Here is a 15853-nt window from a genome sequence, read left to right as displayed (position 1 = left end):
GCACAAAACGCTTCCCTAATTATCAATGAGTTACGAAACCTGCTCATTGTCAGGACGAAACGATTTCAGGATTTTTATCAACATTTTAGAATCTCGGATTTACAAGCAATAAGTTCCACACATCTTGCTGGCACCAAACTTGTAAGCAACCCGCTGCATTTTAAACCAGACCACTGCTTATGTATATCCTTGGAATCAATGCTGCGTTTCACGATACCGCCGCAGCACTCGTAAAGGACGGCAAGATCATTGCTGCCGCCGAAGAAGAGCGTTTTACGCATATCAAGCACGGGAAACGGCCTGTTCCTTTTTCCACGTGGGAACTTCCGTTTCATGCCATTGATTATTGCCTCAAAACAGCGGGCATCACCATGAAGGACGTCGACCACATTGCGTATTCATTTGATCCGGATGGCGTAAGCGAAGCAGCCGTATACGAAGACGACCTGCTTTCCGGCTCTGATGTGCTGGAAGCGGCAGATGTATACAATGGCTGGGATACATTATTTCTCAATTACATACGCAAAGCACCCGATCAGCTCCGGGACGGTTATCCGCACCATTTGCAAAAACGCTTTGCGGATGCGGGTGATTTAAATGCAAAATGGACATTCATCAACCATCATAATGCGCATGCGGCAAGCGCTTTCTTTCCCTCTCCTTATGAAGAAGCAGCCGTGCTGACGTTGGATGGCCGCGGTGAGAAGGCAACAACGGGCTATTTTTTAGGGCAAGGAAATAAAATCACACAGCTGGCGACGGTGGATATGCCGCACTCGCTGGGTATGTTATATGAAAAAATCACAACCTATCTGGGCTTTTTGCATTCATCCGATGAATACAAAGTCATGGCCCTTGCTTCCTATGGTAAGCCGGTCTATATAGAAGATTTCCGTTCCGTGATCCATATTGAGGACAACGGACAATATACAATTGATGACTTCGACCCGGAACAATGGTGGGGACCAGGGAGGAAAAAAGATGATCCTTTTGAGCAGCTTCACCATGACATTGCACATTCCCTGCAAAAAGCGTTGGAGGAAACTGTGCTGAAACTGGTTCACTGGCTGCACGAACAAACCCATTCGGAAAACCTGTGCATGGCCGGCGGCGTTGCACTGAACTGCGTAATGAATGCAGTGATCCGGGATCATGGCCCGTTCAAAAATGTGTGGGTACAACCGGCGGCAGGAGATGCAGGCACGGCGCTGGGAGCGGCGCAGTGGCTGGATGTGGCGTTGAACGCGCAAGGCGATATGCGCTATACGGCAGAAATGAATCACGTTTACTGGGGACCTGAATATACCGATGATGAGATAGAAAAATTCATGATCTGGGCGAAGATGCCTTATAAGAGATTGTATAATGTTGCCAGCGAAACGGCCGCTATCCTGGCTGAGGATAAAATTATTGCCTGGTATCAGGGCCGTATGGAATTTGGTCCGCGCTCGCTGGGGAGCAGGTCTATCCTGGCGTCACCTATTCACCCGGATATGCAGGCCAGGCTTAACGATATCAAGGACCGGGAAGATTTCCGGCCTGTTGCTCCGGTAGTTTTGGAAGAAGATGCCCCTGAATGGTTTGAAGACGCAACCGTTTCTCCGTTCATGCTTTTTGTATATCCTGTAAAAGATGACAAAGCGGACCGCATTCCGGCTGTGCGTCATACGGATGGCACGGCTCGCGTGCAGACCATTAATGCACAGCAGCACCCGTTATATTATGAGCTTATCCGGGAGTTCAAGGCAAAAACGGGCGTGCCTGTTCTTGTAAATACATCATTCAATACGCGCGGCGAACCGATCGTTTGCTCACCGCGGGATGCCATCGAATGTTTCTGGACATCACCGTTCGACGCCCTGATCATTAATTCTTTCATCCTCGAAAAATAATGGCAGACCTGATTAGTGTAGTGATCCCAACTTATCGGCGACCCACACTTTTGCGCAAATGCCTCGAAGCCATAGCTCTGCAAACGTGCAGGGCCTTTGCCTTCGAGGTTATTGTGGTCTCCGACGGGCCCGATCCGGCAACGGCATTACTTATTGAGCGTATCAGGGCCGAGCAGCCCCATTTATCCATCTCATTTCTTCCCCTTGAAAGAAAAAGTGGCCCCGCCGCTGCGCGGAATTTCGGCTGGAAAAACAGCAAGGGTTCATTGATCGCTTTTACGGATGATGACTGCATTCCCGCACCGGACTGGCTGCAAGGGTTCTGGCAATATTATAAAAATGAGGCTGTGCCAGCGATTGCATTTACAGGACAGGTTGAAGTTCCGGTTCCTGAGCGGCCCACGGATTATCAGAAAAATGTCTCACATCTGGCCACGGCCGAGTTTATTACCGCTAACTGCGCTTGCACCAGAGCCGCATTGGAGCAGGTTAACGGGTTCGATGAATCGTTTCCGGCAGCCTGGCGTGAAGATTCTGATCTGCAATTCAAGTTTTTGAAAAATAAAATACCCATTATCAAGGTGCACGAAGCGCTGGTATGCCATCCAGTGCGCGAGGCGGGCTGGGGATCGAGCATTCGTGACCAGGAAAAAAGTATGTTCAACGCCTTGCTGTTCAAAAAGCACCCCGACCTTTACAGGACCAGGATCGCCAGCGGGCCGGTGTGGAATTATTATATCATTATATTGTCGACCTTTGTCGCCTTTCTTGGATTGCTGGCAGGCAATAAATGGATTGCGGGAATTGCGCTTGGGATATGGCTCATTTCAGTAATGCGTTTTACCCTGAAACGCCTGAAAGGCACAGATTTAAGTTGGTCGCACCGGTTGGAAATGATCATTACTTCGTTTCTGATCCCTTACCTTTCCGTATATTGGACATTGCGCGGAGCCATGCGTTATAAAGTTTTTTTCCTATGAAATTTTACCCCGATACCACACATAAGATCGCCATTTTCCGGGCGTTGCAACTGGGTGATATGCTTTGCACCGTGCCAGCATTACGGGCGCTTCGCAATAGCTATCTCGACGCCGAAATAACATTGCTGGGCTTGCCCTGGGCGGCATCTTTCCGCGAGCGGTTTTCTGATTATATCGATCGTTTCATTCATTTCCCCGGCTACCACGGCTTACCGGAGCAACCGTTTGACGAAGCGGCCTGGGATGCGTTTCACGCGCAGTTAAAGGAGGAGGATTTTGACCTTATCCTGCAAATGCAGGGGAACGGGAACATTGTCAATGACATGCTGGAAAAGTTAGACGCCGGTCCGGTCGCGGGCTTTCATAGTGTTGGTAACCACAGAAATGAAGCGCTTTTTCTCGAATATCCCAATGGCATTTCTGAGATTGAGAAACATTTAAAAATGCTGGAAAACCTCGGGATTCCTTCACTAGGCACCGATCTGGAATTCCCGATATCAGCGGCTGAAAGGCGGCATCTGCAGGAGTCTGTTTCCCTGCCGGATGGGCGTTATATATGTGTGCATCCAGGCTCGCGCGGTGCATGGCGGCAATGGCCTCCCGCACATTTCGCGAGCCTGGCGGATCATTGCGCAGATCAAGGCTATCACATCATCATTACCGGCACAAAGGACGAGGCGCCTATTACTGCGCAGGTGATTGGCTTAATGAAAAGTCGGGTTTTGGATCTTACCGGCAAAACGGGTTTGGGAGAAATTGCCGCGCTAATCGAAGGGGCAGACCTGCTGATCAGTAACTGCACGGGCGTTTCCCACATTGCGGCCGCCACGCGCACGCGCAGCATTGTCATCAGTATGGACGGAGAGCCCGAACGCTGGGGACCTTTGAATAAATCTCTGCATTATACTATCGACTGGACCAGGGATACATCGTTCGGAAACGTCCGCATGGCGCTTGACAACCTGCTGAGCAGCATTACGGCACATTGAATGCAATATTCAGATCTTACCTTTCGCATCCCAATGGTCTTTCAGGATTGCGCCTTGTTTATCTTTAATTAAAACACGCGTAAAACGCTCACCTTTGATCCTGCCATCCGGTGTAAGCGCGCCTATAAAAAGCAGGATAGGGTTTCCATCTGCATCGGTCTTGAAGCTGATGTCGTAACGCTCAAACTTCCGCGTGATCATTTCCTCCGGTGCATATTGCTTACTGAGCACTTTCTGTAATTTCTCTCCGATTTTCATATAACGACATTCCTATTTCCCTAAACAACATTTAGTTATACGACAGACCTTCCGGATCAAAGTCGCTCGTCTTCATTGTCGCCAGATCTTCCGTATTGAAGTCGTTCGTTTTACGATACGACACTTCGTCCGGATCTGTCACATTCAAGTGCATAGCGGGCTGCGTTTTTGCTTCCAGTGTGTTTGCAATAAGCAATTGTGCCGCCATTAGCGCGTGCTGCGATTCTTCATGCAAAACCCGGCTGTATTTACTCGAAAAATCAGTATCCCATAGTCCCGAATGATGCCAGATATGGAGATGGTCCCAGTCGGGCCGGTCGATGATGGGATACAGGCACACACCCAGCAACGGCACGCCGCGATCCAGCACATCGGCACATTCCGATGCGATCATATTGATCCATAAAGGCCTGTCCTCCTTGGGATGGCTCGTTTCGGATATAATGATAGGCTTGTTATATCGCTCGTATCCGGCTTGCAAAAGATCGGCCAGTGGTTTCCAGCGGGGATCAGTCACAGGATCGTTCCAGCCGAGAAACTGGTATCCACCTATGATCCATTGATTATTATAATAAAAGTTAAAGCCAATTACATCCACCAGATCCTCGCTGCCACCAAGCTCGGGGCATATCCGCCCGCAAAGCATATCGACGGACTGGAACTGCTGCTCATTCTGGGCAGCGGCGGTTGCCAGGTCTTCCAAATCCGGGTCAAAATCCGGCACCATATTCACGAGCGGCTCTGTTGTCACGATCCGGACGAGGCCGCTGCGCTGTTTCATTGCCCTGGCTCCTGCAATGTAGGCGCGCATTAATGCATACTTCAATTCCCAGCCGTTTTTCGTACAGTAAGGCACCGTTCCGGCCACCTCTCCGCCCAGCCAGGAAATAAAGCTCACTTCATTGATCGGCGTTACGAGCAATAATTTCCCAGGATTATTTTGTAAGTAAAAATCAACAAATGCCTCACAAAGCGCCACAAAACGCGCGGTAAACTTGGGATGGAAAGGGCTCAGATCATCCGGGTAACCAAAATGACAAATGTCCCAGATCTGCTGCACATCGTGCTCGTCAGCCGCACGCATCATTTCCAGCACTGGATTGAAATCATACTCGTAAGGTCTCCTCTCCACGAAACTCCAACGGATGCCCTCGCGTACCGTTGAAATTCCCAGTAACGAAATCCGCGCATAATCCGCCCTGATCAGTTCGAGGTGACCGGTCATTTCGAGCAGATCAACCCGTTCGCCGCTGTTGTTCAACTGATCGGTGCATTCAAAGCCTGCCATCCAAAATGTTTTGAATGGATTCTCGAAAATCCGTTTTGACTCAGTGAGGATGTTATTTTCAGTCAGCATTTCTTTTGGTCTAATGTCTGTCACTGCGGGTTCTTTTCTTGATCCGGGTCGGGCGACGAAGTAAGCAAGCCGGCCGGAACCATTAGTTCGCCGGTTTCAAAGTCAATCAATCCGTTGCGTTCATCCTCAATGTTGGTGGCCTGCGTATAAACGTCTCCAGAAAAGGACCGCTTTCTCAGTTCCTTTTTAAAAAGGGCGATCTGGCTGGCGCGTGCAGAATCGTCCACCGGCCCGCCGTAGTTTTCAAATCCAAAACCTCCCCATTCACTCACGATCAACGGCACCTGTTTCCTGTAAAAGAACGGGTCGCCGACAACGAGCGGAAAGGCTGCAACCGAATTGAGATTCCCGGCTGTCAATTCATCGAGCATCCATTTCCAATGATTGAGGTCAGGTGTGTACAAATGCGCGGTCAGCAGATCGGACTTTAATCTTCCCTCAAAGGAAATATGCTGCCAGCCGTCATTATCAACAACTATAAACTGCGGGTAGGCAATCTGCATGAAGTGATACATATCGGTAATGTACTGGCGCGTATCCACATTCACGGCAATGTCCTGGGCTCCCCAGTCTTCATTATACAAGCTCCAGATCACCACGGAAGGATGCGTCCCGATCAATGCCAGCATGCGCATCAGCTCGGCGCGGTGATTCTCTCGGCTCTTCTGCGTCGATTGGTGCGGACTGGGAACTTCCACCCAAAGCAGTATGCCAATTTTATCGGCCAATTTATAAATACGCGGGTCTACACCGGCAATGTGGATCCTTACCAAGTTGCATCCCAGCTCTTTCATAGCCAGCAAATGCTTCTTGATCTGGTCATAGCTGGCATTACCCGGTTGGTAAAGAATTCCGTCGAGGTAAACCGGCAAATTATTAAGATACAGGCGACTGCCCCGGGCCTCAAATTTTCTGAGGCCGAATTTTGTTTCAATTTCAGAAATAGCGCCTCTTTCATCAATGAGCTGCGCCACAAGCCGGTATTGGTTAGGCGTTTCGGGCGACCATAACAATGCATCCGGCACGTCCAGCACAAGCCGCTGCGCCTTCTGTCCTGCAACAAGCACCAGCGGAAATTCATCCTCTGCCACGAGTCTATCATATTTGCCCGATTCGGCACCGAAAACCGACAGCTTGATCTTGTACTGTCCCGGGTCATGAATACGCGTGGTAAGTGTGAACCGCACCAGGTTATCCTCGATAATGCTCACAACACCTACCCTGGATCGCAAACGGTTCCGCTCTACCCTTTCAAGCCATATGCTGCGGACGGCGCCGGTGAATGTCTGGTACCAGATGCCGCCCCGTTTGTAAACATGGGATTCCTGCTTACCACGCGGAATATCAGCGTCCATACTGCTGGTAACACGAACGGTAAGCTTGTTGACCGGTCGGAGCACTTCCAATTCATAGGAGAAGGAAGTGTACTCGCCCATATGGACCTGCTCGCCTTCAATGGTGGATAACAGATGCCCGTTTAACCAAACCCGGGTCTCATAACCGCAGGCACCAAAAGTCAGCTGCAAAATGCTGTCCGTGTCATGCTCGGCCAATGCTTCCTGAGAAAGTTCGAATTCACGTTCGTACCAGACTACAATTTTGTCCTTCCAGGAAGCAACATCATGCTGGGATGCTGCAAGATGCTGTTCTACACTTCCGGGCCATTGCGCGGTTTGTGAAAAGTTGTGCCGGACATACCAGCTTTCTGTAATCCCCCGGTCATTCGGATCGACTGCAAATTTCCACTCTCCATCGAGCAGCACATATTCATTGGGCCGGAGCACCGCGCGGGGCAGATCATCCTGAAATGTAAGGTCCTCAACATTCGCTTCCCGGCTTTTAGACGAGCCGTAATTGGTATGGTTTTGCATTGCTATTATTTTGAATTCCGCGTCGGTTATGTCCGCTAATGCGGACTGATACTGCTACTAGCTGGCACTTTTGAGCTCCCTTGTCAGCACAACCCGCGTTTCCTGCTTTTTGGCCGAAAGCATCAACCGCTGCATAGCGCTAAAAGTATGTTCCCAGGACTTGTCCGCCAGATATTCGTCTACGGACTGCAGCCATTGCGCATTCTCCTGGTTAGTGAGCTCATGCTCAATAGCATTAATAAAAGTATCTGCATCGTGCCCGATACTCACAAGACCCATTTTTGCATATGGAAAAACAACGTCACGGATCGCAGTGGATACCACAGGCTTGCCTGCGGCGAGATATTCGGGTGTTTTTGTAGGACTAATAAAACGCGTGGATTCATTCAAAAGGAACGGGATCAATGCTGTATTCCATCCTGCCAGATAGGAGGGCAGTTCCTGGTAAGTCTTGCAACCCAGATAGTGAATGTTGTCTGCAACAGGCAGTTCGGCCATATCGATCTTTACAACAGGCCCTATCAGCATCAAATGCCAGTCCGGTCGCTTGCCAGCTATTTCCCTGATCAGCTGTTGATCAAAACGCTCATCGATCACCCCATAAAAGCCCAGTTTTATTCCTTTAACGGAAGCCTGGTCTTCCGGCTCTGCCAGCTGGTTTCTGGCTGCCTGAAAGTGTTGCTTATCAATGCTGCTCGGGAATGGATGAATGTTGTGGTGACTTGCCTTCTTGGCTTCATATAAACTTACGCCGCCGGTAAACACAACATCGGCCTTGGCCAGAAGCTGCTGCTCGACGAATTTAAGACGCGGTGGTGCAAACTTAAATGCCGACAGCTCATCCATGCAATCGTACACGATCAGGCCGGGCGCAAATGATCTTGAAAACTCAAAGGCAACGGGCGTATAATACCAAAAGACAAAATCCGCGCAGTCACGCTCCTCGAAGAATGAATCCAGTAGCATTTTGATCAGCGCGTTGGTCTGCTCCTGTGTGCCGCCCGCCGGAAGATGCGGAACGCAAACCCATAATCCGGGCAGCTTTTTATTAATGTCAAGATATGCCTCCCCGGAAGCATCGAAGAAAGGTTCTTCCAGGAAATAAACGTTCCCATTTTGGGCAAAGCGTGTCATCAAATGTTGAGGCCGCTGAAACACAAAGTCCCACCTGAGGTGGGAAAAACATAGTAGGTCTTTCTGAAGTCTGGTGGTCATAAGAAAACGGTGTCGGATTAAAAGAAAAAACTCCCACTTAAATAAGAATTGTGCCAGGCGAAAATGGCGCTATAAAAAAAGACCCGCACTGATATGAGTACGGGTCTTTTTTGGATTGAAATGCATGCTTCTTAACTGTCGTCCCGCGAGCGTGACTTCATCAGCAACACAGCCAATGTAATCACTGCTGCACCCGTCAGCACCTTTTTTGCCAATCCTATTTTATTAAACTGCAGCTCGGATTTCAATCCGTGCTCTGCGATCAGATCCGGTATGTGACCGTTTTTCAGATCTTCACCGATTCCTTCCATCATGTTGATCCGGTCGGCTACCAAAAGTGCCAGCCAGTGTGTCCAGGTGTTTTCACTGTACCGGAAAGCAAAGCGCCGCAACTGCCCGCTCAGCCCTCTTGGCGGATTGGGTGTGCCGAACACGGCTGTAAGTCCGGGACGCTCGTTGGAATGCAATATTTCCACCAGCGCCGGTTGTTGCGCCGGGCGCTCCCAGATCATCCCTTTGTTATCGTTCTCGTTTCGTTTTTTTATCGGATAGTTCGGCACGTCCAAAGGGTCCGCGTCAATTCCCCATCCGTTAATATGGCTGTAATCACTTGCTGTCTTTTTCATATCGAGCTTATTTTCTTGCTGATGGTGGGATAAGAATCGTTTTAATACAGTTGTCCAGTTTCGCGGAAAAAATATGGTAAGCGTCCCCTACTTCTTCCAGCGGAATCCGGTGCGTAATGATCCCTTTCGGATCGAGGCGGCCCGCTTGCACGTGCTCGATCAACCTTGGAAGCAATCGTTTCACAGACGCCTGGTTGGCTCTGATCGTGATGCCTTTGTTGACTACATTACCAATGGGTATCAGGTTACCCGTAGGACCGTAAACACCTACAATCGACACAATTCCTCCTTTTTTGACAGCATTAATGGCCCAGTGTAAGGCAGTGGCCGAACCGGCCTGTAACATTAGTTTCCGGCCTGTAATGGTCTGCAATGCATCGCCGGCCGCTTCACAGCCTACTGCGTCAATACACACATCAGCACCAATCCAGTCTGTTGTTTTCTTAATAAAAAGCACAGGATCTTCCAGTGAGCGGAAGTTATAGGCTTCGCATTGCGCGTATTGTTTTACAAATTCCAACCGGTATTCGATGTGATCAATAACGATCACCCTGCCTGCACCGAACAGCCAGGCCGATTTAGCAGCCATAATGCCTATTGGACCGGCACCGAAGACCACCACCGTATCACCCGGTTTAATACCGGCCATTTCAGCAGCCTGGTAACCTGTGGGCACTACGTCTGTGAGCAGGACCGCGTCGTCGTGATCCATATCTTCGGGAATGAGCGTCGGGCCAAAGTCCGCGTACGGAACGCGTACATATTCCGCTTGCCCTCCGTCAAAACCACCGGCCGTGTGCGAATAACCGAAGATCCCGCCTACCGCAGTTGCCTCCGGATTGGATTCATGGCAGTTACCATACAGCCCCTGCTGGCAGAAAACGCATTTTCCGCACGCAATGTTGAAGGGCACAAGGACCGTATCGCCCACTTTCAGATTTTGAACCGAATCTCCGATTTCTTCAACAACGCCAATAAACTCGTGGCCAAACGTGGTGCCTACTCTTGTGTCTGGCACTAATCCGTGATATAAATGCAGGTCTGAGCCGCAAATACATGAGCGGGTAACCCGCACGATCGCATCACCGGAATGCTCAATTTCAGGCATTGGCTTGTTCCGGTCTGCTCTTACGCGGTAAGGTCCGCGGTAATTCATTGCTAACATATTATTTTCTTTAGTTAGTGATGATTAATATTCCTGTTGAAGCGCGCCTTACTAAAAAACCATTCCTCAAAAGATTAGATATATGCACGCTAAATCGGCAATGGCACAAAAATTATAGCCCGCGGGGATAAATTGGTATCTAAAATTCATGCATATGCGGGTCAATAAATGGTTAATCGTTTTGCTGGTGTTGCTTGTACTGGCTGGGGTGGGGATCTGGTGGTGGAAGTCGCCTTCTTCGGAAAACGCAAAAGAAAAGGCGGCAGATAAGGTGATGCCTACAATCGGCGTGGCTTCAACAAACATCACGGATATTGATGCGGACCGGATCAAAATGCAAAGCAAGGTCATACTTCATAATCCCCTTCCTGTCGACATTAAAACAAGCCGTCTTAATTACGTCGTCTATATCGATTCCGTAAAGGTGATTGAAGACGCTTATGAGAAACCTATCAACATCCGTTCATCTGACAGCACCACGCTTACCATGCCTATGGAGCTGCTGGTAAAGCCAATGGCCCGAGTACTCAAATATTTTGATGACAATAAGATTGACAGTGCGGACTATCAGATGAAAGCTTCTTTTGAGGTGGATGTTCCTATTGCCGGTGACCGCGAATTTACCATGAAAGTGTCGAAGCGACTGCCTGCTTTGAGAATACCAAAAGTAAAAATCAATCATGTGGATTTGAATGCACTTGCGCTAAAAAGCAAAGGCATGGATATCGAAGTGGCAGTGTTTAACCCGAATTTATTTCCGCTGAAATTAAGTGATGGGAAATTTGAGTTTAGCGTGGAAGACGCGCTTAAAATGAATGGAGTTCTGGAAAAAACCATTTCAATTCCGGCAAAAGGAAGCCAGAACATTTCTGTGCATGCACAGTTAACAGACGGCAATATGCTCAAAACCGGCTGGAAAATGCTGACTGATAAAAAAGATACGCAGTTTGCATGCAAGTTTGCGGGTACGATCGATTCTGAAAACAAGATGCTCAACAAAAGTAAAATGGTTACAACCATTACCGGCACGCTCGATGAAATCATGAATGCTGTAAAGAAGGCGGACTGATGCTTAACTTTTTTTTGATAGGAAGACGAATTTGACGTTTGGGCTCAAAAGAAAAGCCGGTATGTTCCGGCTTTATAAATTCCCCAATGTTGGCATTAATCTGCCCAGTTTAACTCCTTCATGCATTGCACCTTACCTTATCTCAGCAAGGCTATCAACCGGTGCATATCATCCATTTCACCGCTTTTTTGACTAATAGCGGTTTTAATGATATCGTCAAGCCTGTTATTGAATTCTGCAAATGCTGTTAGCAACGATTCATAACAGCGTTGCAGACCTGCTGCATATTCCTGATGCGCTGCCAATGTCTTTTTGGGATACTTTTCATATTCCATATATTCGACACTGATATGCTGGCTTAGTGTATCCGCCTGCCATTCCCCTATCGGTGCCGGCACTTCCATAGGCGGACGACATCCCAGGAGATATGTTTGTCCGTTAAAGGCGTAATGAACGATCAGCACTGAAACCTTGACCTTTGCTTTGTTATTTCGTCCCGGCTGGTAAACCGAAACAGGATAAATCCTTTCACACAATTCATGCTGTCCGTTGAGAAAATCCAACTGAGGTAATTTCAGCTCATGATCGTTTTTCAGACTGCTAATGTGCAATTCGATTTGCTCCGGCGCGAAATTAGCGTCGGGCCATTCGTCTATAAGGTCGTTAACCTCGTTTGTTTTTTTTAAAAATAACGCGCCAAGGTCATATTGGTCAAATAACTGTATGGTTTTCATGGACTAGGCTAGGATGTTTCTTTTCTATCCTTAAAAAATCAGTGCCCATGGTCTGCTTTAGATGATTTGCCGTCTACTTTACTGCAAAAACAAATATGTCACTGTCACAGTTGGTGCATTTCTGATCGGTTGCATTGTCGACCGCCGCATTTCCGCATTGCTCACAAACGTACTCATCCGCTGCTTCGCTGATCTCATACTGATATTCCTTGTCCCATATAGGCAGAATAGGCAGGCCGGGCACCTCATCGTATCTTCGCATTAAGGTGAAAGTGCCACCGGCTTCAAAATAAAGTCTTTTCACCTCTCCCAAATGCCGGATACTTTTACTGCGAAGCTGCGCAAACGCTCTTTCCCGGGTTATTCCCACCTTTTTCATGTTATGCAAATTCAGATGGGAATCCTCGATTAGCGGTGTGATATCCCCTTGTGTAACCGTTTCCAGCCTTTCATTTTTGGTGGCAAGCCTGGCTATCAGCTGCTGAACGGAAACAACGATTATTGCAATAACCACAGCTGCAAGAATGCCGCGATCGGGTGATTGCAGCGGCACACCGATGGCGGCAGCAAGAGATACCATCGCTACCATTTCATTGCGGCTGAGCTGAGAGGCCATTCTTTTGCCCATAAGCCGCATTGAAACCATGAGGATGAGATAGATAATAGCAATGCGTAACACCACTTCCAGGTAAAATGCAGGAGGAACGTCGCCTATAAATATTCGTTGCCAATCATTGATTTGGATGTCTTCTGGTTTCATGAATCGGCAAGTTGGGATTTTACGGAAATGGTTGCGGAGATCCAGGTTTTAGCGGTGCAAACTTGGCATGCCTCGTCCTCATCCTCCGAATCTGTAACATTACCGCAGGTGGCACATGCGCGGCAATTTTCCACCAGTTCCTGTGCATAACAGTTCACAGCATCGTCGGTGGGAGGAAAAATAGGAAGGCCTGCGGCAGGCTCTTCGGTTTTGTAAATACTAAAAATGCCGCAAGCTTCTAAGTATACGCGCCCCGTATCACCCAGGTTATAGACATTCTCACTTCTCAAAGCGGAAAAAAGCTGCTGCCGCGACACCTTTGCAACGGCCATCTGATCGAGCTGAATGCGACCATGCTTGACAAGAAGCTGCGTTTCTCCCTGGCTTATTTTTTCAAATGCCGGGCTCTTTGTCTCCGTAAGGTTCAAGCCGCGTTGAAAGATCAATGCGCAGATCAGGATCAGGATACCCATCAGCACGCCCAGCTGCGGAATCTGCATGGCAGGTGAGACGATCGCCCCGAGCGTGACCATCACGGCCAGCTCGGATACCGTCAACTGACCGCCCATGCGCTTACCCATAAGCCTCACGATGATGAGCAAAGCAAGATAAATGATGAACGTCCGTACAAAAACTTCCACCAGGAATTCAGGCGGCGCTTCCCCAAATAGTATCCTTTGCCAATCCCAGGGTTGTATGTCTTCCTTCTTCATTATTTCAAAAAGATCTAGGTTAAAGTATTTTTCTCTATTCCTGCATCCGGGCATTTCAGGACCATAATGGAGCTGGCAGGCACAGTTAATACTTCTCCGGGTTTGAAATCATCGCCCGATTCTGCGATCATCCCTGCATCGGTGTCGATTACAATTTCCCAATCCTCACCACATTCTTCTGACGGGAGCACAAAGTCCACCGCTTCATCGGAATTGTTAAAAATCAGCAGGAAGCTGTCGTCTACAATGCGTTCGTTGTCCATATTTACGCACCGGATCCCTTTTCCATCCAGGTAAACCCCTATCGCACCTGCGCAGCTTCTTTCCCACTGCTCATCCGTAAGCTGACTTCCGTCGGGCATAAACCACATAATGTCTTTGGCTTCGGAACCGTGAAGTGGCAAGCCCTGGAACCATCTCCGGCGCCGGAATGTCGGATGCTCCTTGCAGAACCGGATCAGCGATCTGGTAAAATCAAGTAATTGGTTATCAGCCTTTTCCCATGAAACCCAGGATATTTCATCATCGTGACAATAGCTGTTGTTATTGCCACCCTGCGTACGACCCAGCTCGTCACCTGCCACCAGCATCGGCACGCCTTGTGACAGGAACATTGTCGCAAGAAAATTTCTTTTTTGTTTGTTCCGGAGCAGAATGATGTCTTCGTTGTCCGTTTCACCTTCTACACCGCAGTTCCACGACCTGTTATCATCGGCCCCGTCCTTGTTATCCTCACCATTCGCCTCATTATGCTTCGAATTATAGGAAACAAGATCGTGCAGTGTGAAGCCGTCATGGGCCGTAACAAAATTAACGCTTGCCGTGGGGCGGCGGTAATCGCCCTGGTAAAGGTCCGGGCTGCCTGTAAAACGGTTGGCAAAAGCACTTATCCCTACCGCCTCCCCGCGCCAGAAATCACGGATCTGATCCCGGAACATATCATTCCATTCCGCCCAACCAGGAGGGAATTTCCCTACCATATAACCTTCGTCACCAATGTCCCAAGGCTCCGCAATCAGTTTGACGCGCGAAATAATGGGATCCTGATGGATAATGTTAAAGAAAGAACCCAGGTTATCCGTCTCATGCAGCGTCCGAGCCAGCGTAGATGCCAGGTCAAAGCGGAAACCGTCCACGTGCATTTCGGTGATCCAGTATCGCAGGCTGTCCATGATCAGCGCGAGCACATTAGGCAATTGCACATTCAGCGTGTTTCCTGTGCCCGTATAATCCATGTAATAACGCTGGTCTTCCGGGGTCAGCCGGTAATAGGAAGCATTGTCAAATCCTTTGAAAGAAAACGTTGGTCCCTGGTGATTGCCTTCCGCGGTATGGTTGTACACTACGTCCAAAATCACTTCTATACCCGCTTTATGGAGCTCTTTCACCATATTTTTGAACTCAGTCACCTGCTCCCCATTGTGCCCGCTGCTGCTGTAACGTGGGTCGGGCGCAAAAAAATTGAGGGTGTTATAGCCCCAATAGTTGGTCAGCCCTTTTTCCAGTAAATGCCTGTCGGCCACAAACTGGTGGACGGGCATCAGTTCAATGGCCGTTATTCCCAGCGAAGTAAGATAGTTAATAGTAACCGGATGGGCCAGGGCTGCATAAGTGCCGCGAATTTCCTCGGGAATGTCCGGATGCATCATCGTCAGCCCTTTGACATGCGCTTCGTAAATGATCGAGTCATGGTAGGGAATTTCAGGACGCTTATCGTCTTCCCAGTCGAACTGGCCGTCAATCACAATCGATTTTGGGATAAAGGGCGCACTGTCGGACTCGCTGAAACTCAGGTCTTCGTCCTCATGGCCTACCTCATAACCGAATAATGCATCATCCCATTTCAGGTCACCGGCTAATGCGCGGCTGTACGGATCTACCAGCAATTTGTTAGGATTAAACCGATGTCCATTTTCCGGCTCATAGGGGCCTGCCACACGGTAACCATATAACTGTCCGGGTTTGAGCCCGGGTATGTACACGTGCCATACGTGGTGCGTCACTTCCTCAATCTTGATCTTGATGTATTCTTCGGTATCATGCTCCGATTTGAACAGACACAGATCAACTTCTTCGGCATTTTCAGAAAATACTGCGAAGTTGACCCCATTTCCGTCAAAAGTTGAGCCTAGTGGGAACGGATTTCCCGGTAAAACTTTCAGCTGCCGTGATTTCGGCGCTTTAATCAATTCATTTTCTATATGTCGATCTGCCATAATGTGTT

The 15853-nt window shown here is 48.8% G+C and carries 14 protein-coding genes; 4 read left to right on the top strand and 10 right to left on the bottom strand.

Annotation, left to right across the window (positions count from 1 at the left end):
- The first annotated feature begins 179 nt into the window (after positions 1 to 179).
- Genes G395_RS0116200 through G395_RS0116190 form a run of 3 tightly spaced genes read left to right on the top strand, consistent with a single transcriptional unit; the run spans position 180 to position 3861 of the window.
- Complete coding sequence (locus tag G395_RS0116200; RefSeq protein WP_026631016.1) at positions 180 to 1892, top strand: carbamoyltransferase family protein; 1713 nt, start codon at positions 180 to 182, stop codon at positions 1890 to 1892.
- Positions 1892 to 2872 carry a glycosyltransferase family 2 protein gene (locus G395_RS0116195; protein ID WP_026631015.1) on the top strand — a complete coding sequence of 327 codons (981 nt, stop codon included), beginning with the start codon at positions 1892 to 1894 and terminating at the stop codon, positions 2870 to 2872. The genes G395_RS0116200 and G395_RS0116195 overlap by 1 nt, the downstream gene beginning before the upstream one ends.
- Positions 2869 to 3861, top strand: coding sequence for a glycosyltransferase family 9 protein (locus G395_RS0116190; protein WP_026631014.1), 993 nt, complete (start codon positions 2869 to 2871; stop codon positions 3859 to 3861). The genes G395_RS0116195 and G395_RS0116190 overlap by 4 nt, the downstream gene beginning before the upstream one ends.
- Positions 3862 to 3870: 9 nt before the next feature.
- Here the strand turns inward: G395_RS0116190 and G395_RS0116185 are convergent, their stop codons facing one another.
- The 6 genes from G395_RS0116185 to G395_RS0116160 all read right to left on the bottom strand — a co-directional run bounded on the left by G395_RS0116185 (position 3871) and on the right by G395_RS0116160 (position 10353).
- Positions 3871 to 4119 (bottom strand): hypothetical protein, encoded by a 249-nt coding sequence (locus G395_RS0116185; RefSeq protein WP_026631013.1) that lies wholly within the window; start codon positions 4117 to 4119, stop codon positions 3871 to 3873.
- Positions 4120 to 4150: 31 nt separating this feature from the next.
- Positions 4151 to 5500, bottom strand: a complete 1350-nt coding sequence (locus tag G395_RS29550; protein ID WP_310588889.1) for an amine oxidase — start codon at positions 5498 to 5500, stop codon at positions 4151 to 4153.
- Positions 5497 to 7347, bottom strand: a complete 1851-nt coding sequence (locus G395_RS0116175) for a glycoside hydrolase family 2 protein (RefSeq protein ID WP_035361474.1) — start codon at positions 7345 to 7347, stop codon at positions 5497 to 5499. The genes G395_RS29550 and G395_RS0116175 overlap by 4 nt, the downstream gene beginning before the upstream one ends.
- A gap of 57 nt (positions 7348 to 7404) precedes the next feature.
- Positions 7405 to 8481: a glycosyltransferase gene (locus G395_RS0116170; RefSeq protein WP_229204187.1), complete on the bottom strand. Its 1077-nt coding sequence runs from the start codon at positions 8479 to 8481 to the stop codon at positions 7405 to 7407.
- 212 nt (positions 8482 to 8693) lie between these two features.
- Complete coding sequence (locus tag G395_RS0116165; protein ID WP_026631010.1) at positions 8694 to 9188, bottom strand: hypothetical protein; 495 nt, start codon at positions 9186 to 9188, stop codon at positions 8694 to 8696.
- 7 nt (positions 9189 to 9195) lie between these two features.
- A complete protein-coding gene (locus G395_RS0116160; RefSeq protein ID WP_026631009.1) occupies positions 9196 to 10353 on the bottom strand; it encodes a zinc-dependent alcohol dehydrogenase in 1158 nt (385 codons plus the stop codon).
- A gap of 154 nt (positions 10354 to 10507) precedes the next feature.
- Here G395_RS0116160 and G395_RS0116155 point away from each other — a divergent pair, with 154 nt between their 5' ends.
- On the top strand, positions 10508 to 11422 hold the full coding sequence (locus G395_RS0116155; protein ID WP_169720043.1) for an LEA/WHy family protein: 915 nt from the start codon (positions 10508 to 10510) through the stop codon (positions 11420 to 11422).
- Between the two features lie 137 nt (positions 11423 to 11559).
- Here G395_RS0116155 and G395_RS0116150 read toward each other — a convergent pair whose 3' ends face one another.
- The 4 genes from G395_RS0116150 to glgX all read right to left on the bottom strand — a co-directional run bounded on the left by G395_RS0116150 (position 11560) and on the right by glgX (position 15845).
- Complete coding sequence (locus G395_RS0116150) at positions 11560 to 12156, bottom strand: hypothetical protein (protein ID WP_026631007.1); 597 nt, start codon at positions 12154 to 12156, stop codon at positions 11560 to 11562.
- Between the two features lie 73 nt (positions 12157 to 12229).
- Entirely contained in the window at positions 12230 to 12916 is a 687-nt protein-coding gene (locus G395_RS0116145; RefSeq protein ID WP_026631006.1) for a DUF421 domain-containing protein, read from the bottom strand.
- Positions 12913 to 13629 carry a DUF421 domain-containing protein gene (locus G395_RS0116140; RefSeq protein ID WP_026631005.1) on the bottom strand — a complete coding sequence of 239 codons (717 nt, stop codon included), beginning with the start codon at positions 13627 to 13629 and terminating at the stop codon, positions 12913 to 12915. Before G395_RS0116140 ends, G395_RS0116145 begins: the two co-directional genes overlap by 4 nt.
- Positions 13630 to 13643: 14 nt before the next feature.
- Positions 13644 to 15845 carry a glycogen debranching protein GlgX gene (gene glgX, locus G395_RS0116135; RefSeq protein ID WP_051350214.1) on the bottom strand — a complete coding sequence of 734 codons (2202 nt, stop codon included), beginning with the start codon at positions 15843 to 15845 and terminating at the stop codon, positions 13644 to 13646.
- Positions 15846 to 15853: the final 8 nt, after the last annotated feature.

This window comes from Dyadobacter alkalitolerans DSM 23607 (assembly GCF_000428845.1).
Taxonomy (GTDB): Bacteria; Bacteroidota; Bacteroidia; order Cytophagales; family Spirosomataceae; genus Dyadobacter; species Dyadobacter alkalitolerans.
This window is presented reverse-complemented; position numbering and strand designations above follow the sequence as displayed.

What these genes read in the sequence shown, in the direction of transcription:
- G395_RS0116165 (WP_026631010.1), bottom strand. Translation starts at nt 9,188, where the DNA reads ATGAAAAAGACAGCAAGTGATTACAGCCATATTAACGGATGGGGAATT.
- G395_RS0116145 (WP_026631006.1), bottom strand. Translation starts at nt 12,916, where the DNA reads ATGAAACCAGAAGACATCCAAATCAATGATTGGCAACGAATATTTATA.
- glgX (WP_051350214.1), bottom strand. Translation starts at nt 15,845, where the DNA reads ATGGCAGATCGACATATAGAAAATGAATTGATTAAAGCGCCGAAATCA.
- G395_RS0116190 (WP_026631014.1), top strand. Translation starts at nt 2,869, where the DNA reads ATGAAATTTTACCCCGATACCACACATAAGATCGCCATTTTCCGGGCG.
- G395_RS0116140 (WP_026631005.1), bottom strand. Translation starts at nt 13,629, where the DNA reads ATGAAGAAGGAAGACATACAACCCTGGGATTGGCAAAGGATACTATTT.
- G395_RS0116195 (WP_026631015.1), top strand. Translation starts at nt 1,892, where the DNA reads ATGGCAGACCTGATTAGTGTAGTGATCCCAACTTATCGGCGACCCACA.
- G395_RS0116155 (WP_169720043.1), top strand. Translation starts at nt 10,508, where the DNA reads ATGCGGGTCAATAAATGGTTAATCGTTTTGCTGGTGTTGCTTGTACTG.
- G395_RS0116185 (WP_026631013.1), bottom strand. Translation starts at nt 4,119, where the DNA reads ATGAAAATCGGAGAGAAATTACAGAAAGTGCTCAGTAAGCAATATGCA.
- G395_RS0116175 (WP_035361474.1), bottom strand. Translation starts at nt 7,347, where the DNA reads ATGCAAAACCATACCAATTACGGCTCGTCTAAAAGCCGGGAAGCGAAT.
- G395_RS0116150 (WP_026631007.1), bottom strand. Translation starts at nt 12,156, where the DNA reads ATGAAAACCATACAGTTATTTGACCAATATGACCTTGGCGCGTTATTT.
- G395_RS0116200 (WP_026631016.1), top strand. Translation starts at nt 180, where the DNA reads ATGTATATCCTTGGAATCAATGCTGCGTTTCACGATACCGCCGCAGCA.
- G395_RS0116170 (WP_229204187.1), bottom strand. Translation starts at nt 8,481, where the DNA reads ATGACACGCTTTGCCCAAAATGGGAACGTTTATTTCCTGGAAGAACCT.
- G395_RS0116160 (WP_026631009.1), bottom strand. Translation starts at nt 10,353, where the DNA reads ATGTTAGCAATGAATTACCGCGGACCTTACCGCGTAAGAGCAGACCGG.